Source organism: Hyalangium minutum (genome assembly GCF_000737315.1).
Lineage (GTDB): Bacteria > Myxococcota > Myxococcia > Myxococcales > Myxococcaceae > Hyalangium > Hyalangium minutum.
In genome coordinates this window covers 120,633-146,773 of record NZ_JMCB01000010.1, presented here as the reverse complement: position 1 = coordinate 146,773, position 26,141 = coordinate 120,633, and the positions used below count along the sequence as shown (strand labels likewise).

General features: G+C 68.0%; 21 protein-coding genes. 9 read left to right on the top strand and 12 right to left on the bottom strand.

Annotated elements, in window-relative coordinates; translation table 11 throughout:
- Positions 1-55: 55 nt before the first annotated feature.
- Both DB31_RS25755 and DB31_RS25750 read left to right on the top strand, forming a co-directional pair.
- Entirely contained in the window at positions 56-442 is a 387-nt protein-coding gene (locus DB31_RS25755; protein WP_044192335.1) for a hypothetical protein, read from the top strand.
- A gap of 144 nt (positions 443-586) precedes the next feature.
- The gene (locus DB31_RS25750; RefSeq protein WP_044192333.1) at positions 587-1,105 is read left to right on the top strand and encodes a hypothetical protein; all 519 of its coding nucleotides are present in this window, start codon (positions 587-589) and stop codon (positions 1,103-1,105) included.
- A 6-nt stretch (positions 1,106-1,111) separates the two neighbouring features.
- Here DB31_RS25750 and DB31_RS25745 read toward each other — a convergent pair whose 3' ends face one another.
- The 6 genes from DB31_RS25745 to DB31_RS25720 form a co-directional block, all read right to left on the bottom strand.
- On the bottom strand, positions 1,112-1,936 hold the full coding sequence (locus tag DB31_RS25745; RefSeq protein WP_157232165.1) for a hypothetical protein: 825 nt from the start codon (positions 1,934-1,936) through the stop codon (positions 1,112-1,114).
- A 211-nt stretch (positions 1,937-2,147) separates the two neighbouring features.
- Positions 2,148-4,985: an SNF2-related protein gene (locus tag DB31_RS25740; RefSeq protein ID WP_044192332.1), complete on the bottom strand. Its 2,838-nt coding sequence runs from the start codon at positions 4,983-4,985 to the stop codon at positions 2,148-2,150.
- 184 nt (positions 4,986-5,169) lie between these two features.
- Entirely contained in the window at positions 5,170-5,946 is a 777-nt protein-coding gene (locus tag DB31_RS25735) for a hypothetical protein (protein ID WP_157232164.1), read from the bottom strand.
- Between the two features lie 202 nt (positions 5,947-6,148).
- The gene (locus tag DB31_RS25730; RefSeq protein WP_044192330.1) at positions 6,149-7,474 is read right to left on the bottom strand and encodes a DUF58 domain-containing protein; all 1,326 of its coding nucleotides are present in this window, start codon (positions 7,472-7,474) and stop codon (positions 6,149-6,151) included.
- Positions 7,471-8,406: an AAA family ATPase gene (locus DB31_RS25725; RefSeq protein ID WP_044192329.1), complete on the bottom strand. Its 936-nt coding sequence runs from the start codon at positions 8,404-8,406 to the stop codon at positions 7,471-7,473. The genes DB31_RS25730 and DB31_RS25725 overlap by 4 nt, the downstream gene beginning before the upstream one ends.
- Before the next feature lie 45 nt (positions 8,407-8,451).
- A complete protein-coding gene (locus DB31_RS25720; protein ID WP_240486886.1) occupies positions 8,452-9,108 on the bottom strand; it encodes a hypothetical protein in 657 nt (218 codons plus the stop codon).
- A gap of 366 nt (positions 9,109-9,474) precedes the next feature.
- Here DB31_RS25720 and DB31_RS46915 point away from each other — a divergent pair, with 366 nt between their 5' ends.
- Positions 9,475-11,550: a peptidylprolyl isomerase gene (locus DB31_RS46915; RefSeq protein ID WP_075306198.1), complete on the top strand. Its 2,076-nt coding sequence runs from the start codon at positions 9,475-9,477 to the stop codon at positions 11,548-11,550.
- Here the strand turns inward: DB31_RS46915 and DB31_RS25710 are convergent.
- Both DB31_RS25710 and DB31_RS25705 read right to left on the bottom strand, forming a co-directional pair.
- A complete protein-coding gene (locus DB31_RS25710; protein ID WP_044192327.1) occupies positions 11,547-12,005 on the bottom strand; it encodes an SRPBCC family protein in 459 nt (152 codons plus the stop codon). The two genes, DB31_RS46915 and DB31_RS25710, sit on opposite strands and share 4 nt — an antisense overlap.
- A 2-nt stretch (positions 12,006-12,007) precedes the next feature.
- Entirely contained in the window at positions 12,008-13,102 is a 1,095-nt protein-coding gene (locus DB31_RS25705) for an HD domain-containing phosphohydrolase (protein WP_044192326.1), read from the bottom strand.
- A 250-nt stretch (positions 13,103-13,352) separates the two neighbouring features.
- Between DB31_RS25705 and DB31_RS25700 the strand changes: the two genes are divergently transcribed.
- From DB31_RS25700 to DB31_RS25685, 4 genes are all read left to right on the top strand, one after another.
- The gene (locus DB31_RS25700) at positions 13,353-14,354 is read left to right on the top strand and encodes an NAD(P)H-dependent amine dehydrogenase family protein (RefSeq protein ID WP_044192324.1); all 1,002 of its coding nucleotides are present in this window, start codon (positions 13,353-13,355) and stop codon (positions 14,352-14,354) included.
- Positions 14,355-14,371: 17 nt separating this feature from the next.
- Positions 14,372-14,821: a MaoC family dehydratase N-terminal domain-containing protein gene (locus DB31_RS25695; RefSeq protein ID WP_044192322.1), complete on the top strand. Its 450-nt coding sequence runs from the start codon at positions 14,372-14,374 to the stop codon at positions 14,819-14,821.
- On the top strand, positions 14,821-15,495 hold the full coding sequence (locus DB31_RS25690; RefSeq protein ID WP_044192320.1) for a MaoC family dehydratase: 675 nt from the start codon (positions 14,821-14,823) through the stop codon (positions 15,493-15,495). Before DB31_RS25695 ends, DB31_RS25690 begins: the two co-directional genes overlap by 1 nt.
- 209 nt (positions 15,496-15,704) lie before the next feature.
- Positions 15,705-17,552: an acyl-CoA dehydrogenase gene (locus tag DB31_RS25685; RefSeq protein ID WP_044192319.1), complete on the top strand. Its 1,848-nt coding sequence runs from the start codon at positions 15,705-15,707 to the stop codon at positions 17,550-17,552.
- Here DB31_RS25685 and DB31_RS25680 read toward each other — a convergent pair whose 3' ends face one another.
- From DB31_RS25680 to DB31_RS25670, 3 genes are all read right to left on the bottom strand, one after another.
- Positions 17,553-18,122, bottom strand: coding sequence for a hypothetical protein (locus tag DB31_RS25680; RefSeq protein WP_044192316.1), 570 nt, complete (start codon positions 18,120-18,122; stop codon positions 17,553-17,555).
- A 74-nt stretch (positions 18,123-18,196) separates the two neighbouring features.
- Positions 18,197-19,279, bottom strand: a complete 1,083-nt coding sequence (locus tag DB31_RS25675; protein ID WP_044192313.1) for a M35 family metallo-endopeptidase — start codon at positions 19,277-19,279, stop codon at positions 18,197-18,199.
- A 171-nt stretch (positions 19,280-19,450) separates the two neighbouring features.
- The gene (locus DB31_RS25670) at positions 19,451-20,815 is read right to left on the bottom strand and encodes a hypothetical protein (protein WP_044192310.1); all 1,365 of its coding nucleotides are present in this window, start codon (positions 20,813-20,815) and stop codon (positions 19,451-19,453) included.
- Between the two features lie 190 nt (positions 20,816-21,005).
- On the opposite strand from DB31_RS25670, the gene DB31_RS25665 reads away from it, so the two are divergent.
- Together DB31_RS25665 and DB31_RS25660 are read left to right on the top strand one after the other, a co-directional pair.
- Positions 21,006-23,717, top strand: coding sequence for a TonB-dependent receptor domain-containing protein (locus DB31_RS25665; protein ID WP_044192306.1), 2,712 nt, complete (start codon positions 21,006-21,008; stop codon positions 23,715-23,717).
- A gap of 38 nt (positions 23,718-23,755) precedes the next feature.
- On the top strand, positions 23,756-25,099 hold the full coding sequence (locus DB31_RS25660; RefSeq protein WP_044192304.1) for a hypothetical protein: 1,344 nt from the start codon (positions 23,756-23,758) through the stop codon (positions 25,097-25,099).
- A gap of 87 nt (positions 25,100-25,186) precedes the next feature.
- On the opposite strand, the gene DB31_RS25655 is transcribed toward DB31_RS25660, so the two are convergent.
- Complete coding sequence (locus DB31_RS25655) at positions 25,187-26,026, bottom strand: alpha/beta fold hydrolase (protein ID WP_044192302.1); 840 nt, start codon at positions 26,024-26,026, stop codon at positions 25,187-25,189.
- Positions 26,027-26,141 lie beyond the last annotated feature (115 nt).

Below are 26,141 nucleotides of genomic sequence, written 5' to 3'. Positions count from 1 at the left end.
CCTCGAGCCTTGGACTGCTGAGCGCAGCGGAAGGCTCTCATTCGGGAGGAACGCCATGAAGAAGCTGAGCCTGAAGCTGCTGGGATCTTGTCTGGTGCTGTCGCTGGCCGCTTGCGGTGGGGCGGAGACGGAGCCGGAGGAGATTGCTCCCGTTGCCGAGGACGGCCGGGTCTCCGCGATGGCGACCTGCTACGCGTACCTGCTGGACGGAGCCAACTTCTCGGGGCCCTCGCTGGCTCCGTTCCCGGTGACGGGGGCCGTGGGGGAGTGCATCACCTTGCCTTTGCAGTCGGACAACCTCACCTCGTCGTTCCGGCTGGCTGGCTGCGGAGCCATCTTCTTCGACGGGCGTCTCTGCACGGGCGACTCCCACGCCGCGCCCACGAGCGCGAATATGCCCGCGTCGTTCGACAACCGGGCCACCTCGCTGCGCTTCTACTAATCAGAGCGAGCGGTCTCGCCTCCGCCAGAAGGCCCTGTTGCTCGGGGCCTTTTGCACGCCCACCTTTGAGTGGGAACGCGAGCGCCACCGTGGATGGGCGCGGCTGCTAAGCAGCCGGCCTCCACACTGCGCGGAGGAGAGAGCATGCGAAGAGGAATTCTGGCAGCGGTCGCCGCCCTGGCGGCCTGGGGAGTGGCTCAGACAGCCGGTGCCCAGCAACTCGACACTGACACACAGCAGCAGTTCCCCTCGAACACGTACAACCCGCAGCAGCCGCTTCCGGGCACAATCAGTCCGCAGCAGTCGCTCACGAGCACCTTCGCCTCGCAGCAGCCGATGGCGGGGAGCTACAGCCTTCAGCAGCCGATGGCGGGGAGCTACAGCCTTCAGCAGCCGATGGCAGGGAGCTACAGCCTCCAGCAGCCGTTGGTGGGCAGCTATAGCCTCCAGCAGCCGATGGCGGGGAGCTATAGCCTCCAGCAACCGTTGGTGGGCAGCTACAGCCTCCAGCAGCCGGGCAGCTTCGGGCAGCAGCCCTTGGGAGGGAGTGACGTCCTCCCTCAGTCGAGCGTGTACAACTATCTCCAGCAGCCGTCCGCCGGCAGCTTCACCATCCAGCCGCCGCCGCTGCAGGACCCCAGCCGCCAGACGCCGAGTCAGTAGAGGGGATCAGCGGAAGCCGTACGCCACGGAGTGAAGCCAGGTGGGAAGGTGGACGAGCCAACTTCCCGCCTGCGCGAGCCAGCCGGGCATCTGCTGAATCCCGGGCACCAGCCGCTCCGCGTTCAGGCCGAGCGCGAACGCCCCCACCCCCAGCAAGGACACGCGCAGGCTCGGGCGGCAGGAGCGCATCAGCCAGCGCGCACCCCGCAGGGCCCGGCTGGAGTTCTCGTCCGAGACGAGGTGGAGGATCTGGAAGCCTCCGTCGAACAACGTGTCCATGAGCTTGTCGAGGAACCGCTCATACTCCTCCTCGGTGAGCTTGGGCGGGTAGCCATGGCGGTCCTCGTAGCGCTGAGCCACGATGCCGTAGCTGCGGACCTGGGCCTCCTTCTGGGCCACGTCCACCCAGCCGCAGACGATCGCGGGCACCGGCTCGCGGCGCGACACGAGCGTGAGCGGCTGCCGGGCCTGGCGGCCTCCTCCGGTGCTGGGGCCCGCAGGCTCCTCGATGTGGAGCCGGTACCGGGCCGGACCATAGCGCCGGTGCGCGAACGTCTCGCGCAGGAGATCGGCCATGAGCACGCCCTGCTGCGCGAACTCCGTCAGCCCTGCCACGCCCGGCAGTGGCAGATCCTCCGGGGCGCGCAGCGAGGAGGTGATGACGCCCTCTCCCGAGTCATCCCAGGGGCCCGGCACCGGAGGCGGCAGCGGGACATACGCCTGACGCTGCGAGGTGGCAGCGGGCGCCTTGGGCAGAGCCTCCCATTGACGGGGCGGCATCGGGGGCTTGCGGGCGCTCGTTCCAGCTTCCGGGTGTCGGGTGGGGGCCATGGCCTGCTCCTTTGGGTCGCGTCAAATTTCCGTACAGAAACCTCTAATGTATTGGGAGGAGCCACATCAAGACCCGGAGGGGCTGATGTAAGATAAAGTCTGCTCGGTATGCTGTGAGGGTTGGAAATCCGCCGTGAGGTGGTAACCCGCATGGCTCCAGCCGCCGGAACCGAGGTGAGCGCGGTTCCGGCTGCCGGGGCCGGCAGGGGACTCAGCTCAGCCAGAAGTAGGCGGAGGCGATCATCGAGCGCTTCTCGGTGACCTTCGATTTCTGCACCAGGTCGGAGATCTGCCGATCCTTGGCGGCGTAGCGCTTCTCCTCCTCGTTGCGGAGGGAGGCCAGCTTCTTGCGGTACTCGCGCTCGAGGCGATCCGCGGTGGCGCGAGCCTTCACGCGCTCGGCGGGATCCTCGGTGGCGGCCACCACCTTGCGCGCGTCGATCCACTGATCGCGCGTGTGCTCCACGGCCTCGCGGGACTCCAGGAGACAGTCCTCGGCGTAGCGATCGGCGCGCTCACGGGCGCGATCCAGCTCGCGGGCGTTGCGGCGCTCGGCGGCGCGGATCAGCTCGTCCTTGGCGGCGAGCAGGGCCTGCTCCTGGAGCAGCGACACGGAGACGCCCTCGGGCTGGCGGCGCTTCTCCACCTTGGCGGCCAGCTTCACGAAGTGCGCACCATCCTGGACGGGCAGGGCGCGGAAGCCACCGTCCTTCTCGCGCACGAGCACGAGGTGGACGAGCTTCTCCTCCGGCTTGAGGCCGGACAGCTCGAACTTGTAGACGAACCACCAGCCCTCGCTGCCAGCCAGGCGCGCGAGCCGTGAGGGCAGCCCGGCTGCGTCCAGCTGGAGGTAGCTGATGGCATCGTGGGTGCGGTCGCGCACGGCGTAGGCGGCCTTGGCCACCTGGAGCCGCCCCGAGACGCCCTTGCCGAGCACCGAGCCGGTGAGGGCGCGCGCCTCCTGCTGCCTCTTGGCGAGCACCTCCTTGGTCTGCTCGCCGGCCAGCTTCAGCTTGCGGCGCACGTCGCCGTCGAAGCGCTCCAGCACCACCGAGCGCATCTCCGTCATGCGCGTGCTGATGCGCTGCTCCATGTCGGAGCGGAGCTTGTCGAACGCGGCGTTGATCTCGTCCGGGTGGCGGCAGGACTGGTAGATGTCGAGCACGCGGCGCTCGAAGTCCACGCCGCTCTCCAGGGCGCCCAGAATCTCATCCGAGGCGCCGAACACGCCGTCGAAGAGGTTGAGCTTCTTCTCGAGCAGCTCGAAGAGGCGGGCGTCGGCGGCGTTCTGCCGGTTGAGGAAGTTGATGACGAGCACGTCCCGCTGCTGGCCGTAGCGGTGGCAGCGGCCGATGCGCTGCTCCACGCGCTGGGGGTTCCAGGGCAGATCGTAGTTCACCACCAGGTTGCAGAACTGGAGGTTGAGGCCCTCGGCGCCGGCCTCGGTGCAGATGAGGATCTGCGAGCGGTTGCGGAACTCGTCCACGAGGGCGCGCCGCTCCTCGGGCGTGGCGGCCAGGTCCCCGGCCAGCAGGGAGATCTTCCCCTGGTAGCCATTCGCGGACAGCAGGTTGAAGAGGTACTGCTGCGTGCGCTTGGACTCGGTGAAGATGAGCGCCTTCTCGGGCCACTGGTGGGCGCGCATCACGGTGAAGGTGCGGTCCAGGGCGCGCTTGAGGGCCTCGCCCTTGGCGTTCACCTTGATGGAGTCGGCGAGGTCGGCGTACTGCTTGAGCTCCCAGACTTCATTCTGGAGGGTGCGGACGCTGGTGGGGCGGGCGGGATCATCCGACCACTCCTCGCCCTCCTCGGCGAACTGCTTGGCCTCCTCGGGCTCGAAGAGGGCCATGGCCTGGGCGCCGAGCTTGGCGGCCTCGAGGCGCTTCTCCAGGTTGTCGGAGAGCCGCCGCAGGGTGGGGGCGATGGCGTAGGTGGAGGAGGCCAGCAGCTTGCGGTAGCAGAGCGTGAGCAGGGTCTTCTTGCCCGGCTCGATGGCGGCGGCCTCGGAGCGGCGCAGGTACTCGCTGACCTTCTCGTAGAGGTCCTGCTCCTCGGGCGAGGGCGCGAAGTCCTCCACGATGCTGCGGCGGTTGGTGTAGCGGACGTACTCGCGCACCTGGCGGCGCAGGGTGCGCTGCACCACGGGGGCGAGCCGCTCCTTGAGCTCGGCGACGGCGTCTTCCTTGAGGCCGCCGCACGAGGGGTCCACCTGGTAGCGGGTGCGGAAGGCGTGCTCGGGGCCGAGGATCTGCTCGTCCAGCAGCGACATCAGCCCGAACAGCTCCATCAAATCGTTCTGGAGCGGGGTGGCGGTGAGCAGCAGCTTGGGGCGGCCCGAGAGCGCGGCGCGCAGGGCCTGGCCGGTCTTGTGGCCCGCCTTGTGGGCATTGCGGAGGCGGTGGGCCTCGTCGATGACGACGAGATCCCAGGGGATCTCCGAGACCAGGGCGGCCTTGTTGGCGGCGAAGGGGTGCGAGCAGATGACGGGGAAGGGTTGATCGAAGCAGTTGCCGGTGGCGCGCACGGTGCGGCCGTCCACGAGCACGGACTCGAGATCAAACTTCTCCTTGAGCTCGCTGTTCCACTGGGCGCGCAGGGTGGCGGGGGCGAGGATGAGGATGCGCGTCTTGCCCTCGGCGATGAGCTGGCCGATGGCGAGGCCGGCCTCGATGGTTTTGCCGAGGCCCACTTCGTCCGCGAGCATGCAGCCGCCGCGCGACAGCGAGTCGAGCGCGAAGGAAGCGGCTTCCACTTGATGGGGGTTGAGGTCGACCTTCGCCTCGGAGAGGGCGTTGGCCATGCGCTGGTGCGAGTCGGAGCTGCGGAGGGTGAGTTCCTCCGAGAGCAGCCGCTCGTGGAAAGGCGTGAGGGGACGTACGGGCTCCGCAGCCTCGCCTCGCGCCGCTGTTACAGCCGTCGCCGTCGCCGCCGCCGCCGACACCTCGACCTCGACTCTCAGACCCCTAGCGACCTCCACACCCAAGACCCGATCTCCATCCGATTGCGGAAGCGCCGCCTCCAATGGCGGGCGTTGTGACGAGGGCGACATTTTGGGGAGCAAGATCGCCGTGTAAAGGGGGTCGTCTCCGAGGCCGAAAAATCGGCCTTGGCGCGATTGGCACGGTTCTTTACCAGCGATGCGGGGATGCGTGCACGTTCAGCGATCCCGCACAAGAGACTTGACGGCGGGCGCGACGTCGGTTCACGCCGAAGGTTTGGGGGAGTCTGGAGACCTACGGCAACCGCAGCCGGTCCGGAGCGGTGTCCGGCTCCAGGACAATCATCCGAGGACTCTCGAGGAACTTCTCGTGCGGGCGCGGCTTGCGGAACCGCCAGTTCAGTTCTTCCAACTGCACCATGTCCCCCTCTTTGAACCGGATCTTGGCACTGCGCATCGCCATGAAGATGTCGTTGAACATGTAGAAGACGGTCCGGCTCTCGTCATGGCTCCGGGCGAGCATCGCCAGATCCGGCAGGTCCATCAGCGGCGCGCCGCAGGTCCGCATCCACACGCCCTCGGTGTTCTGGAACTCCATCTTGATGAAGCCCACGAAGAGCACCGTCACGGGCAGCGTCCGCAGCACCTGCATCAGGTCCTCGCCGGGGCGCGGCAGCAGCGGCTGGGCCGGGCAGGAGGTCCGCGCGCCGATGTTCATCATCAAGATCGCCCCCAGGCGCGTCAGTCCGATCGCGATCGTCGTCAGCGCCAGGTACTGCTCCAGCGGATCGGTCTCCTGCCCCCGATAAGCGAGCGTGGCGTGCGCGGCATGAGCCCGCACCTGCGTCAGCAACTCTTCCTCGTGGAGGGACACACTGAGGGTCCACTCCAGCGTCTGAGCGGTCAGGGGCGTCTGGATCATCGCTACCAGCACGGTGTGCCGCTCCCACTGCACCCGCACCGTTTGCCCTACGCCCATGCCGTGCCCGAGGTCACCCGTCCGGCACTCGACCTCGACCTGCGCCAACGAGGGATGGAGCTCTCGCAGCACGTGGATGAGTTCGGCAGCCATGATCCAGCGTGGGTGCGGAAACAACAGGCAGAGGTTCAAAGGACGCTCCTGCTTGGCGGGAACCACTGCCGCCCGCTGTCTGGCCCTGAAGAGTTTGCGAAGACCCATGTCACCCACCTTGATAGGAAGCGCTCATCGCGCCCTACCTGATACGTAGGGATCCATCGCAAAATTCAACCAAGGTGTCCAGCGAGGCGGTTTTTCAGAGCAGCCCGCGAGACTTGACGTGGAGGTAGGTGTTGATGGCGGCCGCGCCGAACCCTCGGGCGGGGGCTCGCACCACCAACACTCCCGAGTCCCTCAACGTCACCGCCGTGCGCCGGTACTCGTCCTCCAGGCGAGCAGCCGCCTGGCGCGTGTAAGCCCCCTGGGGTGAGTCGGGCACTGCGGAGGCTGCGGCCTGGAGATCCTCGTCCAGCAGCGAGGCCACCAGGGGCAGGTGGCGCGGGCGCAGCATGAGCGTTCGGGCCACCAGCGTGCCCGAGGCGTCCGGATCCACCAGATCCGTGAAGAGCACCACCAGCGAGCGCCGGGAGCTGCGCGCGAAGGCGAAGTCGTAGGCCTTGCCGTAGTCGCTCTCCTCGAGCGCGGCCTCGGCGCGGTAGAGCGTCTCCGTGAGCAGGCGCAGGTGCTCTCGGCCCTTGCGAGGAGGCAGGTAGGCACGCACGTCGCTGGCGAAGGCGAGCACCCCCACCAGATCTCCCGCGTCCAGGCTGACCTTGGCCAGCCGCAGCGCCGCGTCCACCGCATGGTCCAGCTTGCGGCGGCCATCCACCTTGCCCGCCATGTGGCGTCCACAGTCGAGCAGCAGCAGCACCGGCTGGTTCCGCTCGGGCTGGTACACGCGCACCATGGTCCGGGCGCGGCGAGCGGAGGCCTTCCAGTCGATGGTGCGGTAGTCGTCCCCGTTGCGGTACTCGCGCAGGGACTCGAACTCGCGGCCCTCTCCCACGCGCCGCTGCACGCGCTCGGCGGGAGCATCCGAGGCGCGCGTCAGCGCCAGCGCCTCCTGCGTGAGCGCGGTGAGATCCGGGTACACCTTCACCGAGTGCTCCGCGGGGATGCGGACCTGCCGGGAGCAGAGCCCCAGCGGGCCCATCAGCCGCAGGTGGATGTCCCCGAAGCGCGCGTCCCCTCGGGCGGGAGGGTTCACCGTGTAGCTCAGCCGCGTCGGGCGAGGTCCGGGGGCCAAGGCGAAGGGCTGCCGATGCCCCTCCACCGTGACGTTCAAGGGAGCCTCGTCCCGCACCTCTCCACGGAGCGGTTCACTGCGCCGGCACGTGAGCTCCAGGTGGACGGCATTGGCCACGCCCGAGCGCAGAATGGGCTCCACCGTCCTGCGCACCTCCACGTCCGAGGCTCGCGGTGCGCGCAGGAAGTCCACCGCGCACAACACCACCACGGCCACATCGAGCGCCAGGGCCAGCCACCCGAACGACGGGCTCGCGACGGCCAGGGCCGAGGGCACGAGCGCCGCCGCCAGCAGCGCCACGGCCAACCCGGTGGGGACGGGGCGGCCGAGGCTCACCGGGGGACCTTCACCTGCTCGAGCGTCTGCCGCAGCACGTCGTCCGTCGTCACGCCCTCCACCTCGGCCTCGGCCTTGAGCAGGAGCCGGTGATTGAGCACGCTGGGCACCACGGCCTTCACCTCGTCCGGGGTGACGAAGTCCGCGCCCTGCAGGGCCGCACGGGCCTTCGCGGCAGCCAGCACCGCCTGCGCCGAGCGCGGAGAAGCCCCCAGGCGCACCCGAGGATGCGCCCGCGTCTCCCGGGCGAGCTTCACCACGTAGGCCAGGATGGACTCATCGCACGTGACGCGGGCCGCGCGGGTCTGCAACTCCATGAGCGTGGGCACCTCCAGCACGCGCTCCACCGTGGCGGGCTTGCCCTCGCGCTGGTGGAAGCCGCGCAGCATGGCCACCTCCGCGTCCGAATCCGGGTAGCTCACACGCACGCGCATCAGGAAGCGATCGAGCTGAGCCTCCGGGAGCGGGTAGGTGCCCTCCAGCTCCAGGGGGTTCTGCGTGGCCACCACGAAGAAGTGCGGCGGCAGCGGATGGGTGATGCCGTCGATGGTGACCTGGCGCTCCTCCATGGCCTCGAGCAGCGCCGCCTGCGTCTTGGGAGGGGTGCGGTTGATCTCGTCCGCGACGAGCACCTCGGTGAACACCGGGCCTCGCACCAGGCGGAAGGCGTTCTCCGCGGGGTGAAAGACGTTGGTGCCGAGGATGTCGGTCGGCATCAGGTCCGGGGTGAACTGGACGCGGGTGAACTGCAGCCCGAGCGCGGAGGCCATGCTGCGGGCGATCAACGTCTTCGCCACGCCGGGCACGCCCTCCAGCAGCACATGGCCGCGGGCGAGGAAGGCCGTCACCAGATCGGCGATGACGTGGGGTTGGCCTACCACCGTGGCGCTGAGCGCCGCGGTGAGCCGGGACAGGGGAGTATCGCTGGGCATCGCGGCGGAGACGGTAGTCCGGCGGCCGCGCGAGAGGGCGGATTTTTACGTGCGCTCCCGCAACCCCATCACCGAGCCCACCAGGGCTCCGATGGCTCCGATCAGCCCGAGGAACACCCCGAAGCTGGGGGAGGAGTTCCAGGTCATCTGGTTGCCAAAGTTCGAGGGGACCTGGGTGGAGTCGAAGGCGCCCTTGATGAAGACGACGGTATAGAGGACGCAGAGGAACGACACCCCGAGCTGCGTCATCCACAGCGCCGAGGGGTCGACCTTGGGCATGGTGCGGCGCACCCGGGCGAACATGGCGCCGATGATGAGCGCGGCGCCGAGCAGGGCGCCGATGCCCGAGCTCATGAGCCCGAGCACCTCGCCATCCACGGCCGTCTCCTTCCACGGCACGAAGCAGGAGAGGACCACGAGGGCCGCGCCACCGAAGGCGATCTTGTCGGACTTCGTCAGCTCGCCGATGAACTCGCGGGTCCCGGCGATGACCTCCTCGGGCGCGACGATCTTTCCGGAGTTGTTGTTCGCAGCGTAGCCCCGAGAGGAAGTCGTGGGGGGCAGGACCGGCTTGCGAGGCTCCGCATCATCCAGCTCCATGTCGGGGTCTGGCTCGGAGCGAGACGCGGGCACGGCGCGCGCGGAGCCCGTCTTCGACACGGCGCGGAGGTTGGAACGGCTGCCTGCGGGTTTGGCGCCCACTGCGCCATGGGAACCTGTCTTGCCCGTGGAGCCAGAGCGCCGAACGTTGGTGTTGGTGACGACGCGGCCGGAACTGGTCTGGGGAGGGACCGTCTTCCGAGGACCCGGGTTACGTCCCGTTGGGGCATCGTCGCCGTTGCTCGGAGGAGGCTCTGAGGAGAGGAACGACGAATCGATGATGTAGTCGCACTTGGGGCAGATGGACGTGCCATCAGCGATCTGGGTGCCACAGCCGGGGCATTTCAGAGCCAGCGCTCCTTGCTACGAGACGGAGGCCCGGCATTGTCTGGCGTTGCGCACGCCAAGTCAAACAGGACCCGCTGTAACCCCTGGATTTTAGCGGGGATTTGGCCTAGGCCCGGCCGCATGCGCCGCCTGCCCTCCCGCGTGTTTGCCTGCCTGCTTCTCCTGACCGCGCTTCCGGCCTGCGTCCGGAATGTGCCCGCCTCGCCCTCCGCTGACGCCGAGGCGCTGGGGCAGATCCAGGCCTGGGAGGATCGCCGCTCGCTGGGCGAGGGGCAGCTCGTCGCGTGGGCCCAGGGGCAGCGGGGCACGGGGGTTCAGCTCCGGGCCTTGCGTGCGCTGGCGCGGATCCAGGATCCCGCGACGCTCGAGGTCATCCTCGCCAGCCTCGCGGCCTCCGAGCCTCAGGTGCGGGAGGAGGCCGCCTTCGCCGCAGGGCAGCTGGGGCTCTCCTGGGAGCCGCTGGCGGAAGAGGTAAAGGCCCGGCTCACGGACGCACTGCGAGCGGCCGAGGCGGCGGAGGCGGACGCGGGCGTGAGGCGCACGCTCCTGGAGTCGCTGAGCAAGGTGAACACGCCGGGGGCGGTGCAGCGGCTCATCGAGCGGCTCGGAGATTCGCGGGAGGGGGTGGCGGGGCGAGCGGCACTGGCGCTGGGCGTGGTTGGCCGCCGGGGCGCCTCGCTCGCGGAGGTGCCGCTGGAGCGGGTGGGGGCGCTGCTGGCGCCGGAGCAGGCGGAGGAGACGCGCTATGGCGCCACCTACCTGCTCGTCTACCTGAAGCGCCCTGCGGCCCTCGAGCTTCTGCGCCAATGCGCCGCGGATGCCTCTCCGGAGGTCCGCGCGATCTGTGCGAAGGGCTTCGCGGAGGTAGGAGGGCAGGACGATGCGCCCGTGCTGGGGAAGCTGCTGGCGGATCCGGTGCCCCGAGTGGCGGCCGAGGCCGCGCGCTCGCTGGCGAAGCTCTCCCTCAAGTGCGAGGGCCCGTGCGCCACGCTCGAAGCGCTGCGGGGCTTGAAGCGCCAGGCTGGGGCGGTAGCGGCCGGGGCCTCGGCGGAGGGACACGCCATTCTGGCCCTGGCCCAGACCGGGCTCTCGCCCTCTGGCCGTTCGGTGCTGGAGGAACTGAGGCGCGCGCTCCGGGAGGCGCCTCGGGGGGCCTCGGCCGTGGCACTCGATGACGTGGCATGGCTGGACTGCCGGCTGGCCGCGGCGATGGATCGCCAAGCGGGGGCCATCGCGGAGGTGCTCCGCTGCGGAGGCGACCGAGTGCCAGAGCCGCGACGGGTGGCACTGGGACTGCGCGAGGTGGCACTGGGGCAGACGCCAGCGGGGCAGGGCGGCGCGAAGGATGCGGTGAACTGGCTGCGTCACGCGGACGCACGGGTGCGCCTGTCCGCACTGGAGTGGGTGGCTGCACGGCCTGGTCCCGAGGCACTGGAGGCCGTGCGAGCCCTCATCGCGGGCGATGATCCCGTGGTGGCGGGAGCGGCAGCAGCGACGGCGGGCACGATGAAGGCCACCGAGGCGCTACCGGAGGTTCGCGCCTTGGCGGCCCGGGTACCGCAGGAACCGGATCTGGCCGAGCCCGTGGCGGGAGCGCTCGTGGCACTGGAAGGCAAGGAGGCGGAGCCGCTGCTGCGGACGTGGCTCGGCCACCCTCACTCCAACGTGCGGCGCGTGGCGGCGGAGTCCCTCACCCAGTTGACGGGACAGCCCGTGCGCTCGTCGCGTGTGGAAATGCCGGCCGACACATTTCGGCCGCCCGTGGCGCCTACGGGGGCGAAGCTCACGTTCCGCACGAAGAAGGGCGACATCACCGTGGCGCTGGACACGGAGCAGGCGCCGCTCACCTCGGGCAACCTCTATGCGCTGGCGCGCAAGGGGTACTTTCGCCATGTGACCTTCCACCGGGTGGTGCCAGACTTCGTCGCGCAGGGCGGCGATCCCCGAGGGGATGGAGAGGGAGGGCCCGGCTACTCCATCCGGTGCGAGCTGACGCACCGTCCATACCTGCGCGGCACGATGGGCATGGCGCTCGCGGGCAAGGACACGGGAGGCAGCCAGTTCTTCTTCACGCACACGCCGCAGCCGCACCTGGACGGGCGCTACACGGTCTTCGGTGAGGTGACGGCGGGGATGGACGTGGTGGACGCGCTGCTGGAGGGGGACGTCATCCTCGACGTGCAGGCGGAGCCCTAGCCCGCCTCGACGAGCGCCGCGAGCTTCGCCAGGGACATCTGCCAGCCGAGCTCGTTGTCAGACGGAGGCACTCCGCTCGGGACCCCGTCATGAACGGCGAGGAGCTCAGTGCCGCCGTCCGCATCGGTGAGCGTGAAGGTGATCGTCATCTCGCCGCGCATCGCGGGATTCTCGGTCTCGAACTCCACCACTTCGATCACCTGCTCGTCCGGCACGAGCTTCACGAAGCGGCCGTGGTGCGTATCCGTCTGCGCGGTTGTCTTGCCGGTGTCCGTCGGCGCGTCGTACGTGAGCGAGATCCGGAACGTGCCGCCTTCGCGGGCGTCGAACGCATGCACGTGGCTGGTCATGCCGTCGGGCACCATCCAGGCCTGGACCGCGCGCGCATCGAGCAGCGCACGATAGACGCGGGAACGGGGAGCGTTCACACGGCGAAGGATGCGTGTCGAGCTCATACCTACGCCACGGCGAGCGGGTGGGGCAGGTGGCCGAAGCGCTGCATCTCCTCGGCTTCCATGGCCTCCACCTGGTGGCGGATGCGCAGCCACTCCGATTCCGGGACGCGCAGGAACGCCTGCGCCAGAGCCGGATCGAACTGGGTGCCCGAGCACCGGGCAATCTCATCCCGGGCCACCTGGAGGTCCCGGCCCTTGCGGTACGGCCGGTCCGAGGTGATGGCGTCCAGCGTGTCCACGATGGCGAAGATGCGCGCGCCAATCACGATGGACTCGCCGGACAGCTTCTTCGGGTAGCCCTTGCCGTCCCAGCGCTCCTGGTGCTGCATGACGATCAGGGAGGCGTCGTACAGGTAGGGCATCTTCGCCAGCATCCGGTATCCGAACTCCGGGTGCTTCCGCATCTCCTCCCACTCATCAGGGGTCAACGGCCCCGGCTTGAGCAGGATGGAGTCCTTCACGCCAATCTTCCCGATGTCGTGCAGCAACGCGCCCTGCTCAATCACGTCCAGGGCCGCGCCCTGCAGGCCGATCTCCTCGGCCAGCCGCCGCGCATACAGGGACACGCGCCGCGAGTGCCACTGCGTCTCCGTGTCCCGGTAGTCCAGCGCGCTGATGAGCCCATCCAGCAGGCCCGTGGTCCGCTCCACCACCAGACGCTCCAGGTCCCGGTTGATGGCCAGCAGCTCCGCGTTCTTCTCGGCCACCTCGCGCGTCAGCCGCTCGTTGGCCTCCACCAGCCTGTAGTGCTCGAAGGCCTGCCGCACGCTGCTCGTCAGGTCCGACAGCGACCACGGCTTGCCCAGCAGCCGGAACACCTCGCCGCGGTTCACCGCCTCCGAGGCCGTACGGAAGTCCGCCGCCGCCGTGAGCATGAGCCGTACCGCGCGCGGGTTCTTCTCCCGCAGGGCGGCCAGCAACTCGATGCCGTTGAGGTACGGCATCATGAAGTCCGTCAGCACCACCTGAAACCCTTCCTCGCGAGCGGCCAGAGAGGGATCGTTGTGGGTGACGACCTCGTAGCCCTCGGACTGGAAGATTCGGGAGAGCGCGGCAAGGATGCGCACGTCGTCATCCACCACGAGGATGCGGTCCATGGGTCTGAGGTCTCCAACGGCAAAGCTTGGAGAGCTGTTATACACGCCTTCAGTTCCCCCCATATAGGGGGGGCCTGCACCACCTCAGACTTCAGTCCAGGTTCCCAAGTGCAGGAAATTCCTGGAAATTACCCAGCGCCACACCTCCTTGACACCCAAGTCATGCTTGCCTGTCTGGTGGGGGGTGGTTTATGGTGCGCGGCAGTGCTGTAAATGCGTGTAACCCCTTGAATTTCTGGAGAGTTCTCCAATGGCTAGAGCCGCCGCAGGGCCGGTCCCGGTGGTGGTGATGGGGCTTGGGTTCATCGGGCAAGAGATCGCGCGTGCAGCGCTGGCCTCTCCCGAGGTGGAGCTGATTGGCGCGGTGGACACCAGCCCGCAGCTCGTGGGGCAGCCATTGGCCGAGGTGTTGGGGCAGCCCACGTCCAAGCTCAAGGTGGCGGACTCGCTCGAGCGCGCGCTGGGCCGGCGCAAGGGCGTGGTGCTGCTGCATGCCACGGGCTCCCGGCTGCCGCAGGTGATGGATCAGATCCTCGACGCGGTGAAGCTCGGCGTGGGCGTGGTCTCCACCTGCGAGGAGCTCGCGTTCCCCTTCCTCAAGCACCCAGAGCTGGCCGCGAAGCTGGAGCGCGCCGCGCAGAAGGCGGGCGTGGCGGTGCTGGGCACGGGCGTCAATCCGGGCTTCATCATGGATCGCCTGGTGGCCACCGTGGGGCAGGTCTGTGGCCCCGTTCGCCGTGTCACGGTGACGCGGGTGGTGGATGCGCGCACGCGCCGTGAGGCCCTGCAGCGCAAGGTGGGCGCGGGGCTGACGGAGGACGAGTTCTTCGCGCTGGTGGATAAGGACCAGCTGGGGCACGTGGGACTGGTGGAGTCCGCGGCGCTGTGCGCGCTGGGGCTCGGCATGGACTGCGACGACTATGAGGAAGAGGTCGCTCCCGTCTTCGCCGAGGAGGACATCTCCGGTGGCGCGTTCCCGGTGCGAAAAGGACGGGTGGCGGGCATCTTCCAGTCGGTGGTGGGGTTGGAGGAGGAGCAGGAGCGGGTACGCCTGGAGCTGACCATCGCCGTGGGTGCTGAAGATCCAAAGGACCGCATCGAGATCGACGCGGACCCGAAACTTGTTGTCGAGATCCCGGGGGGAGTGGCCGGTGACCGGGCCACCGCGAATACGCTGGTGAATGCCGCGCCACGTTTAACGGCCGCTGAGGCCGGACTGCTGACCGTGCTCGAGCTTCCTGCCGGTCGATAGAGTCATAGGGAGGGGAAATGCTGGACAAGAATGCGATCGGCCGCTCCTCGCCGCCGACGCTCAATGAGGTGGAGAAGGGTTCAATCCGTCGCTTCGCCGAGGCGATCGGGGACTACAACCCCATCTATTACGATGAGGAGTACGCCCGGGCTTCTGGCTACCCCACCATCGTGGCGCCGCCCACCTTCCCCGCGTCGTTCCATTCCGCGGCGGATCTGCGCGAACTGCTCGGGGTGGGCATCAAGAGCCTGCTGCACGCCGAGCAGGGCTTCGAGTATGAGCGCCCCATCTTCGCCGGGGACCGCATCTACGTGGCCACCAAGGTGGCGGATGTGCTGGAGCGCAGCGGTCCCGCCGGGAGGATGGATGTGGCCGTTATCGAGGACGAGGGTCGGGATGAAGAAGGCAACCTGGTCTTCCGAGCCCGCCGCACCCTGATCGTCCGCGCCGCGAAGGAGAACGCCTGATGCCCGCGCGCAAGCTCTACTTCGAAGCCATCCGAGTTGGTGACGAGCTGCCAGCGCTCGCCAAGGCTCCGGTGGATCGTGTCCAGCTGTCCCGCTACGCGGGCGCCAGCGGTGACTACAACCCGGTGCACGTGGACGAGGTCTACGCCAAGAGCGTGGGCATGCCCTCCGTGTACGCCCCCGGCATGCTCATCATGGGCATGCTTGGGCAGCTCATCAGCGACTGGGCCCGGGGCGGCCAGCTGCGCCGCTACAACGTCCGCTTCATCAAGATGGTGTGGCCGGGCGACACCGTGGTCTGCAAGGGCCGGGTGAGCGATCGTCATGGCTCCGGCGGCCGCTACTTCGTCGACATTGATCTCTGGGCGGAGAACCAACGCGGCGAGCTGCTGATGAAGGGCCAGTCCGTCATCCAGCTCTTCTACTCGTTGGAGGACGAGAACCGGCAGCGCGCCGGCCAGGCCCCCATCGTCGTCGAGGTGCCGCGCGAGAGCATCCTCGACCAGCAGTCAGGCGGGCAGGCGGAGGGCTCCGAGGCCGAGGAGACCGGCTCCAAGAAGGCTCCCAGCACCGCCAAGAAGTCCGCCAAGACGGCCACGGCCACGCCCGCCCCGCTATCTCCCCCAGCGAATGGGAATGGGGCTGCGGCGGCCGCGAAGAAGGTCAAGAAGTAGTCCCCTGATCCAAAGGGGAGGGGTGGATCCCTCCCCCCGCGCTCATGATTCCGGACACGCCGGCGGGGGTCGTGTGACTACCGCACGACGCGAGGCGTCAGTTAGGGTTGACTCTAGAATCAATCGACGTAAGACTTTTCCTGTCTCACGGGCGCCGCTGACCACTTCGTATGGCCAGGCAGCGAGCCCCTTCAGTGACGGGAGAGGCCATGTCCGCCGGAATCAACCACTACAAGACAGATCTTCGGGAACTCTTCTTCACCCTGTTCGAGCAGTTCGGCTTCGAGCAGGTGGCGGGACAGGCGCCCTTCGAGGCCTGGGGGCCCGATGAGGCCAAGGCCGTCCTCCAGGAGACCTACCGGTTCTCCAAGGAGGTGTTGGGGCCTCTGAACAGCTCGGCCGATCGCGAGGGGTGCCGTGTGGAGAACGGCACCGTGCTGACACCCAAGGGCTTCAAGGAAGCCTGGAAGCTGCTCTGGGAGCAGGGCTTCAAGACGGTGGGCGTGGCGGCCGATCACGGCGGCCAGGGCTCGCCGATGATGCTGCAGGTGGCGGTGGAGGAGATGCTCTGCGGCGCCAACGCGGCCTTCAACATGTACCCGGGCCTCACCTTCGGCGCGGCGGAGCTGCTGTCCGAGTGCGGCACGGCGGATCAGAAGAAGAAGTTCGTGGAGAAGCTGCTCAACGGCACCTGGGGCGGCACGATGTGCCTCACCGAGCCGCACGCGGGCTCGGACGTGGGCGCCGCCAAGACGAGCGCTCGCCGCAACCCGGATGGCACCTACAACATCCGCGGCACGAAGATCTTCATCTCCGCCGGCGACCATGATCTCGCGGAGAACATCATCCACCTGGTGCTGGCGCGCGTAGAGGGCGCGGCCCCGGGGACCAAGGGCCTGTCGCTGTTCATCGTGCCGAAGCTGCGCGTGAGCGCGGACGGCAGCTCGGGGGCGGCCAACGACGTGGCCTTGGGCTCCATCGAGCACAAGATGGGCATCAACGGCTCGGCCACCTGTGTCATCAACTTCGGCGAGAACGACAGCTGTCTGGGCGAGCTCGTGGGCGGTGTCGAGCACATCGGCATGAGCCAGATGTTCAAGATGATGAACGGCGCGCGCATCGCCGTGGGTATCCAGGGCCTGGGCCTGGCCTCGGCCGCGTACTTCAACGCGCTCGAGTACGCCAAGGACCGCAAGCAGGGCGGCCACTTCACCAAGTGGAAGGACCCGACTTCGCCCCGCGTGCCCATCATCCAGCACCCGGACGTGCGCCGCATGCTGCTGGAGATGAAGTCCCACGTGGAGGGCATCCGCGCGCTGATCGTCAAGCTGGCCATGCACACGGACAAGGCCAAGCAGCTGCAGGGCAAGGACGATGACCGCGCGGCCTATCACCGTGGCCAGGTAGAGGTGCTCACGCCGCTGGTGAAGGCGTATGGCTCCGACCAGGCCTTCCGGCTGTGCGCGCAGGCCATCCAAGTCTACGGCGGCGCGGGCTTCATCAAGGACTACCCGGTGGAGCAGTACTGCCGCGACTCGAAGATCTTCTCCATCTACGAGGGCACCAACCACATCCAGGCCATGGACCTGGTGGGCCGCAAGCTCGGGATGGCGGGCGGCGCGCACTTCCAGCAGTTCATGGAGGATGTGGGCGGCTTCGTCGAGGCCAACCGCGAGCACAAGACGTTCGGCACCGAAGTGAAGGCGCTGGCCGCCGCGCAGGAGGGCCTCATGTCCAGCGCGATGGTCATCCTGGGCTGGTCGCAGGATCCGGCCAAGGTGTCGCTCATCCCGCTGTCGGCCAACCGCTTCCTGCAGATGATGTCCGAGGTGGCCGTGGGCTGGCTGCTGCTGGACGCGGCGGTGCTCGCGGAGAAGTCCCTGGAGGGGCTGTCCGCCACGGACCCGGACCGCACGTTCTACGAGGGCAAGAAGTGGAGCGCGCTGTGGTACGCGCGCAACGTCCTGCCCAACGTGGAGCAGGCGGCGCGGATGATGGTGCAGGAAGACGCCTCGCCCATGCAGATCCCCGACGCCGCCTTCGCTGCGTCCCTGTAATCAGGGCGAGACGATCTGCGTCTCCACCGCCTGGCACTGCACCGCACGCTCGCGGTGCTGTTCCAGGGGGCGGGGAACCTCGGCCTTCTGCGAGGTGGAGTCCAGCACCGGCCCCGGGAACGCGATGCGGTAGGTTCCCGGCTGCGAGAAGTCATAGGCCAGCTGGGCTTCGATGGTGTTCTCCACCGTGGCGCCCGGGGCAATCTCCACGTAGGCCTCCGCCCCCGGGTTGCCGCGCTTGAACATGGGCCCCTGGTAGGGAATCTCCGTGCCCGCGCGGGAGATCTCCAGGCAGCTGCTCTTCAGCCCCTCGAGCGGTGTGCGCCAGTTCAGCACGTACAGCGGCTGCGCCGTCGGGTTGGTGAGCCGGAAGGTCACCTTCACCGGCTCGCCCACTTTGAGCCGCGGCGCCACGCTCAGCGCGCAGCTCAGGGGAGCCGCCGCCAACGTGGAGCCCTCAGTGCTGCTGGGAGGAGGCATGTCCGTCGTTCCTTCCTTCTGTGAAGCGCATGCGCCAGCGCTGGCCGCCAGGCAGAGCAGGGCCATCCAACCCACGATTCTTCGAGTCATCCAGGTGTCTCCAAAAAAGAAGGACGGGAGCGTCGCCGCTCCCGTCCGGGGTACTTCAGCTCACCGCGCGTTTATCAGTTCTGCGCGGGGGTGTTCTCGGCGAAGTACTCGTGGCTGTCCGCGTTGTCCAGAGCCCTGGACGGGTTGGACTTCGCCAGGCTCTTGGCTGCGCTCTGGCCGTAGGCCCAGTCATCCGTGCCCGCCACCGCGTTGAAGTGGCTCATCTCGTGGACCAGCGTGCCGGCCTTGGAGTCCGTGCCCGTGGTGGGCGCGCTCCAGAATGCGTTGCACACGTAGATCTTGTACGGCTGCGTCGGGTACACGTAGGCGTAGGCGCTGTCCGTGCAGGCGCAGCTCACCACGACCGACTGGTTGTTGAAGGCGCTGTTGATGGACGAGAAGTGGCTCTTCGCGGTGCTCCAGCCGCTGCTGGAGTAGGCGCCGAACCAAGTCGTGTAGCGCGCGGTGCCGCTCGGCGTGGTGTTGGTCAGGTAGCTCAGCGCGTTGGACGAGTACGTCTTCGCGCCGCTGAAGCCCGACGAGACGCCCGAGGCCTGCGAGCTGGTGCAGCCCGTGGTGGACAGCGCGAAGGGCGACACGACGCGCTCGGAGGACTCCTGGGGCAGCACGAACGGGCGGCCCTCGATGGAGACCGTCACCGTGTTGGAGGCGAACTGTGCGGCGCCGCCGTGGATGGCCTCGGCGTAGCCCACGGTGTAGTTGCCGCTCACCGCCAGGTCATACGCGCTCGCCAGGTCCACCGTGCGGGTGAGGCTCTCGCCCGGGGCCAGGGTGAGGAAGTCCTCGGCCTGGGCGGCGGCCCACTTGTAGTGACGGCCGATGTACGCCACCGCGGCGCCATCGCGCGTCACGGAGAACAGATCGTTCTTGATGCCGTCCACCGGCGTGTCGCGCTTGAGCACGCGCACCGAGTGGCCCGAGACGTTGGTCAGGGTGACCGTCACCGCCGCGGCGTCCGAGGCGCGCAGGGCCGAGGTACCAGCGGAGATGCTCACGGCGAGCTCGCCAGCGACGGCCTCGGGAGCGGTGATCTCGGTGTTGCCAGCCTGCTCATCCGGCGCGCCACAGCCGGTCAGCAGCGAGAAACCAACGAGGCCACCAACCAGCCAGCGCAGGGAACGAGGGGAGTTGCTCATGGGGGATTGCTTCCTTTCGTGGGGAAACACGACACGGATCCACCCCGAGGACGCGTGCCTTCGGGGTACGCGCTTTATAAGCCATGAGCATGGCTTTGTGAATTTCGATTTCTTTCCTGAAATGCTGTGTAACAAAGGAAGGGCGGAATCGAACCCTTTGAATTCCGGTACTTAGCTGACGCGCGGCTGGGAGGTGGCCACGGGGTAGCGGCCCGCGCGGCCGAAGGGCGGATCGAAGAGGTGCGGGTCGGACTGACGCGAGCGGAACAGGTCGATGATGTAGTTCATCCGCTGATCCAGCTTGCTCCAGTCCTTGGCGCCGGTGTTCTTGAGGCTGTCCGGGGAGCGATCCAGCTGGGCGAGCACGTCACGCAGCTCGGGGTTCTCGATGGAGCGCAGGTTGGGCGGGAAGAGGTCCTTCTCGTAGCCGGCGGGGGGCGGCAGATCGTTGCCGATCTTCAGCGCGCCACCGGGGACGGCCAGCTTCATCATGTGCTCGGTCGAGAAGCGGCGGAAGGCGCCGGCCAGGGTGTCCACGAGCGCGTCCGCGGCCGCGTCCACGATGCCCGTCTTCTTGAGCAGCTTGGCGCCCTGCTCCAGCGGGAAGGGCAGGGCCTTGATGCCCGCGTCGATGGTCTGGTCGAGGATCTTCTTGAAGGTCTCCTTCACCGGAGCGTTCAGCGCGCGCTCGATGTAGGGGGTGAGCTGCGTCTGCTCGTGCAGGCCGATCTTGTTGTTGCCCAGGAGCATCAGCTCGGCCTTCTTGTTCGGATCCTGCTCGAACTGAGCCTTGGCGTAGGCGGCGAAGGCCTCCTTGAGGAGGGGTTTGTCGGAGGGGATGCTGTCCAGGAACTTGTTCACCTGGGCCTGGTCGTAGTGCGGGGCGTCCTTGAAGGTGTCGACGAAGCGCGCCATCTCCGAGCCAATCTCCCGGAAGACGAACTGGTTGCCCTCCGCGATGGCGCTGCTGACCTTGTTGAGCGCGTCCTGGGCGCCCGCGGCGATGTCACCCAGGGGCAGTGCGGGCAGGCCGAGCTTGCGCAGCACATCGTCCATCTTGGACAGCTTCTCGCCCACGGCGCCGGAGCCCTTGATGGCGTCCATGAAGAACTTGGGCAGGTCCTCCTGGCGGATGCTGGCGCCCGCCTGCTTCGAGGCCCACGTGCCGAAGGTGGCCCAGTTGGCGTTCTCTTTGCCCAGCAGGTCTCCCATGGCGTTGGAGATGTCGTGGTAGCCCTGGGTGATGGCCAGGTTGCGCGCCACCGGATCCTTCATGCTGGCGATGGCGTTCACGTCCGAGACGTTGGGGTAGCTGCCCGGAGCCACGCGCGAGGGCTGGAGCGCCATCGCGGCGCCACCCAGGGTCTCCGTGCTGGGCGCGCGGGCCTTCGTGTCGAAGAAGGAGGCTGTCTCGGCCGGACGGCGCGCCGCCGGGGTCTGGGACTTGAGCTCGTTGCGAGGCGTGGCCTGGGGAGCCTCGCGAGCGACGTCGGTGCGGAGTGGGGCAGGGCGCGGATCAGTCCGGGAGGTCTTCATGGTGCGGTAATTATCGCCTGAACCCGGAAAAAGTTGCATCCCCGGAACAAAGCTTCGGGTGCCAGAGGGGAGGGCCTCCCGGGATTCGTCACCGTCACTTCACGCACTTGGCCAGGAGCAGTGACGGAGTTGCAATATTGAGCGCGTAGAAGGTGCCCCGAATTTCTCCCCCAAGGAATCTCGAGGGCCCATGAGTCGCTCCGCGTTTGCAGTGGTTTTGGCCGCCGTCAGTGGTACCGCCTTCGCTCAGGCGGGGGCGGGGCTTCGAGGGCGGCTCACGGATGCCAAGACGGGCGAGCCGCTGCTGGTGTGCCCGGTCTCGGTGATCTCCGGCGGCAACACGTTCGTGGAGACGGATCTGGAGGGGAACTACGAGCTGTCCCTGCCGCCTGGCACCTATGACGTGCGCTTCTGGTGCGACCAGTACGAGGGCGTGGACGTGAAGGGCGTGAAGGTGGCGGACGGCTTCCTGCAGCGAGATCTCGCGCTCAAGCCGGTGGAGGGCTCGTTCGTCGAAGAGGTCGTCGTCATCGGGACGGTGGACACCCAGAGCGAGAGCGGGCTGCTGCTCCAGCGGAAGATGGCGAACACGGTGCAGGACTCGATCGGCAGCGAGCAGATCTCCCGCTCGCCGGACTCGAACGCCGGGGACGCGGTCAAGCGCGTGACGTCGGCCACGGTGGTGGGGCGCAACGTCTTCCTGCGGGGCCTGGGCGGGCGCTACGCCGCCACCGTCGTCAACGGGGTCAGCCTGCCGAGCACGGATCCGGATGGCCATCAGGCGCCGCTGGACCTCTTCCCCAACGCGCTCCTGTCCACGCTCACGGTGCAGAAGACCTACTCGGCGGAGCTGGGCGGTGCCTTCGCGGGCGGCGTGCTGGGCATCGAGACCAACTCCTATCCCGCCACCTTCCAGGCGCAGGTGAAGCTGTCGCTGGGCGTCAACAGTGAGTCCACCTTCCACTCGCGCCGCAGCTATGAGGGCGGGAGCCTGGACGGGCTGGGCATCGACGACGGCAGCCGCGGGCTGCCCGAGAGCGTCCCCGAAGACCGGGCGCTCACCACGCGGGATTCCCAGGCCGAGGAGGTGAGCGAGAGCTTCTCCAACGTCTGGAGCAGCCGCAGGTCCGGCGGCCTGCCCAACGGCGGCCTGAGCGTCTCGGTGGGCAACACCCACCAGTGGGGTGGGGGGCGGGCCTTCGGCTATCTGGCCAGCGCGACGTTCTCTCGGAGCGCGGCGGCGACGAACGCTGACGTGCAGACCTTCCGCATTGACGAGCAGGAGCTGATTCCCAAGGACCTCTACCGCTCGGAGTTCGGGGCGACGAACACGAACCTGGGAGCGCTCCTCAACGCGGGCTACCAGTGGGACGCGCTGAATGACGTGAGCCTCCTGGCGCTCTTCAGCCGGTCCACGGAGGACTCGGCGCAATACCTCAGCGGCTTCTCCGACACGGATGGGGCCAACTTCGACGCCACGCGCCTGAAGTTCGCCCAGCGCATGCTCAGCTTCAACCAGCTCCGAGGCACGCACCGCTTCGGCACGGAGGGCGCGGTGTTGCGGTGGCAGGGGAACGTGTCCGTGACCCACGCCGAGGAGCCCGACACGCGCGACCTGCTGTACCTGGAGGATGACGGTGTGCGGCGCTTCCGCCAGGCGGCCAACAGCGGTGAGCGGTTCTTCTCCACCCTCAGCGACACGAGCGGAGGCGCCAGCGTCTCGCTGCGCGTGCCGGTGGGGCGCGTGGAGTTCACCACGGGCGCCTCGGCACAGCTGTCTCAACGGCGCTTCGACGCGCGGCGCTTCGCCTTCCTGTTCGTCGGGGAGGACCCCGCGCTCCTGTCGCTGCCGGCCGAGGAGATGTTCTCGGCGGAGAACCTGGGCCCCTCGTTCCTGGCCGAGGAGCGCACCTTCCTCACGGATCGGTATGACGGCTTCCAGTCCCTCTACGCGGGCTTCGCCAGCGCGGAGCTGCCTCTGGCCGAGCGCCTGCGCGCCGTGGCGGGGGTGCGCGTCGAGGTGTTCTCGCAGCAGGTGGATTCAGGGAGCCCCTTTGCTCAGGGGCAAGCGCCCGAGTCCACGGATCGCACCACCGTCAACCCGTTGCCCGCGCTGAACCTGGTCTATGGGCTGACGGACAAGGCGAATCTGCGCGCGGGCTACAGCTTCACGGTGGCCCGGCCGCAGTTCCGCGAGATCGCGCCCTTCCTCTATTACGACGCCATCCGGCGCCGCAGCGTGAGCGGCAACCCAGACCTGGTCTCCTCGCGCATCCACAATGCCGACCTCCGCTGGGAGTGGTTCCCCACGGAGAGCGAGGTCTTCTCGGTGGGGGGCTTCTACAAGCACTTCATCGATCCCATCGAGCAGGTGGTGGTGAGCTCCATCCAGGGAGACGTGGGCTATCGCAACGCGGACGGCGCGGACGCGCTGGGCCTCGAGCTCGAGGGCCGCGCCTCGCTCGGGCGCGTGAGCCCGGTGCTGAGCCCCCTGCGGGTCGGCGCCAACCTGAGCCTGATCGCCTCGCGAGTGAACCTGGGCAGCAACCAGCAGATCAGCACGAGCGAGAGCCGCCCGCTGCAAGGCCAGTCTCCCTACGTGGCCAACGTGAACGTCTCCTATACCCGGGAGAGCTCGGGCACTGAGGTGTCGGTGCTCTATAACGTGTTCGGGCGCCGCATCTCCGAGGTGGGCTTCAACCGGTTGCCGGACACCTACGAGCAGCCGTTCCACCGCGTGGACCTGGCGCTCACCCAGCAACTGTCGCAGCAGCTTCGCCTGAAGCTGACGGGGACCAACCTGCTCAACCAGGCGGCGGTCTTCCGGCAGCTCGGCACGGACGTGTTCCGCTACCGGCCCGGCCTCACGGCCACGGCGCAGGTGGAGTGGAGCCCCCTCTAATCCCTTCAACCCCGCAGTACCCTTTCGATGGAGCCGTCATGAGATCAGTGTGGACTTGGGCCTGCGTGTGCGCCCTGTCGGTGCTCACCGCCTGTGGTGATGACGAGAAGCCGGCCGATGACCCCAACACAGCCCAGGGCGACAAGTGCGAGGCAGGCCAGGAGGTCTGCGAAGTCACCCAGAACATCACCTCCGGCACCACGTGGACGAAGGATCACACCTACGTCCTCAAGGCGAACGTCTTCGTGAAGGACGCCACGCTGAAGATCGAGGCGGGCACGGTGATCAAGGGCAACTACAACACCTCGCTGGCCATCACGAGCAGCGCGAAGATCGACGCGCAGGGCACGGCGGCGGCGCCCATCGTGTTCACCAGTGTGATCGATCCGGGCTCGCGCCAGGCGGGCAACTGGGGTGGCCTCGTCCTGCTGGGCAAGGCGCCCATCAACGTGCAGGGCGGCGTGGACAACATCGAGGGCTACCCGGAGAGCGTGGACACTCAGTACGGCGGCGAGGATGCGTCGCACAACTGCGGCACCCTCAAGTACACCCGCATCGAGTTCGCTGGCTTCCGCCTGGGCGGCAACAACGAGCTGAACGGCCTGACGCTGGGCGGCTGCGGCAGCGCGACGGTTATCGACTACGTGCAGGTGCACCGCGGTCTGGATGACGGGGTGGAGATGTTCGGCGGTACCGCCAACCTCAAGCACATCGTCATCACCCTGCCGGACGACGACGGCCTGGACTGGGATCAGGGCTGGACGGGCAAGGCCCAGTTCGTGGTCGTCCAGCAGAACCGGCTGGTGGGCAACCACGGCATCGAGGCGGACAACAGCGCGTCCTCTCCGAACGCGCTGCCGCGCTCCAACCCCACCCTGTGGAACGTGACGCTGGTGGGCTCGGACCTGCCCAAGGGCAACGCGGCGCAGACGCAGGGCGGAGCCATCCTCCGCGTGGGCACTGCGGGCAGCATCAACAACGCCATCATCACCTACTTCAATGACTTCGCCTTCGACGTCGCGGGCCCGGAGTCCATCGCGCAGGCCAACGCGGGCACCTTGTCGGTGAAGAACGCCAGCTTCTGGTCCTCCAAGGTGGCGTACGACTCCAGCACCTTCTTCGTGAAGTCCAGCAGCGACGGCAGCGACTTCAGCGAGTGGACGAAGTTCGGCACGGAGGCTGAGGCCAGCAACAGGGTGGAGGATCCGAAGCTGACCAAGGCCCTCTACAAGGCCAACACGGCTCCGAACTTCAAGCCGGACGCGGCCCTCGTGGGCGGCGCTCCGCCGGCGGATGGCTTCTTCGACGCCAGCGCCACCTTCCGGGGCGCGGTGGGCGACGTCAACTGGCTGGACGGGTGGACGGCCTTCCCGGAGAGCTGAGCCGGTCTGCCGAGCCTTCTTGAAGTCCCTGGGGCCTGGCCTGGACATGTTCCAGCCAGGCCCTTGGCTTTTGTGGCAGGCCCTCCCTCAGGTGGACAGGAAGTCCGTGATGGCCTTCACCGTGTGGCTGGCGTTGCCTCCGAAGAGCATGGTGGTGTGGTTGCCAGGCACCACGAGGTAGCGGCAATGGGGCAGGGCGCGGGCTGTCTCCTGTGCCAGCTCGGGCGGGACGATGGGGGGCGTGCCCGGGGGGCCAAAGCCCTCGACGGCGTTGAGGAGGAGGGCGGGGGCACGGGCGCGGGGCAGATATTCGGACCAGGGCTCGGAGAGGACGCGCTCCATGGCCTCGGTAATGGCCTCGGGCGAGGAGCGGGACTGCGCGGTGCCATCCGGATTCGCCTGCACATCCGCGCGGAAATACGCCTCCGCGGATTCGTCCCACAGGCCGTTGAGGTACGGAGCGAGCCGCGCCGCGTTGAGGTACGCGTCCACCGAGGGGAGGAGCTTTCCCAGCCGGGCCAGCGAAGGCTTGAGCAGCTCGCGCACCCGCGGGTGCATGGAGCCCGCATCGAAGATGAGCATGCGGGAGACTCGCTCCGGCCAGTGCGCGGCGATGTAGAACGTGAGCAGCCCGCCGAAGGAGTGCCCCCCGAGCACCACCGGCCCGGTGCCCAGCGTGTCCAGCAGCCCGAGGATGTCCGCGGCGTGGTCGGCCATGGAATAGCCGCTCGCGGGCTTGTCGCTGAGGCCTCGCCCCCGCAGGTCCACCGAGATCACCCGGTAGCGGGGGCTCAGGCCCGCTCGGACGAGCCCATCGAAGCAGTGGGCGTTGGCCGACAGCCCGTGCATGAGCACCAGGAGCGGCTCGCCCCCGGCATGATCGAGGTAGTGCAGCCGCAGGCCATTCACGTGGGCGAAAGACGCCATGGGTTGGGCTCCGGGAGGGGACGTACCGGGCCACGTTTTGACCCAGCGCGCATTGACAGTAACAGAAAGTGAATGCTACTCGCCGCGCTGAAACATGAATCATCCTTCAGGTCGG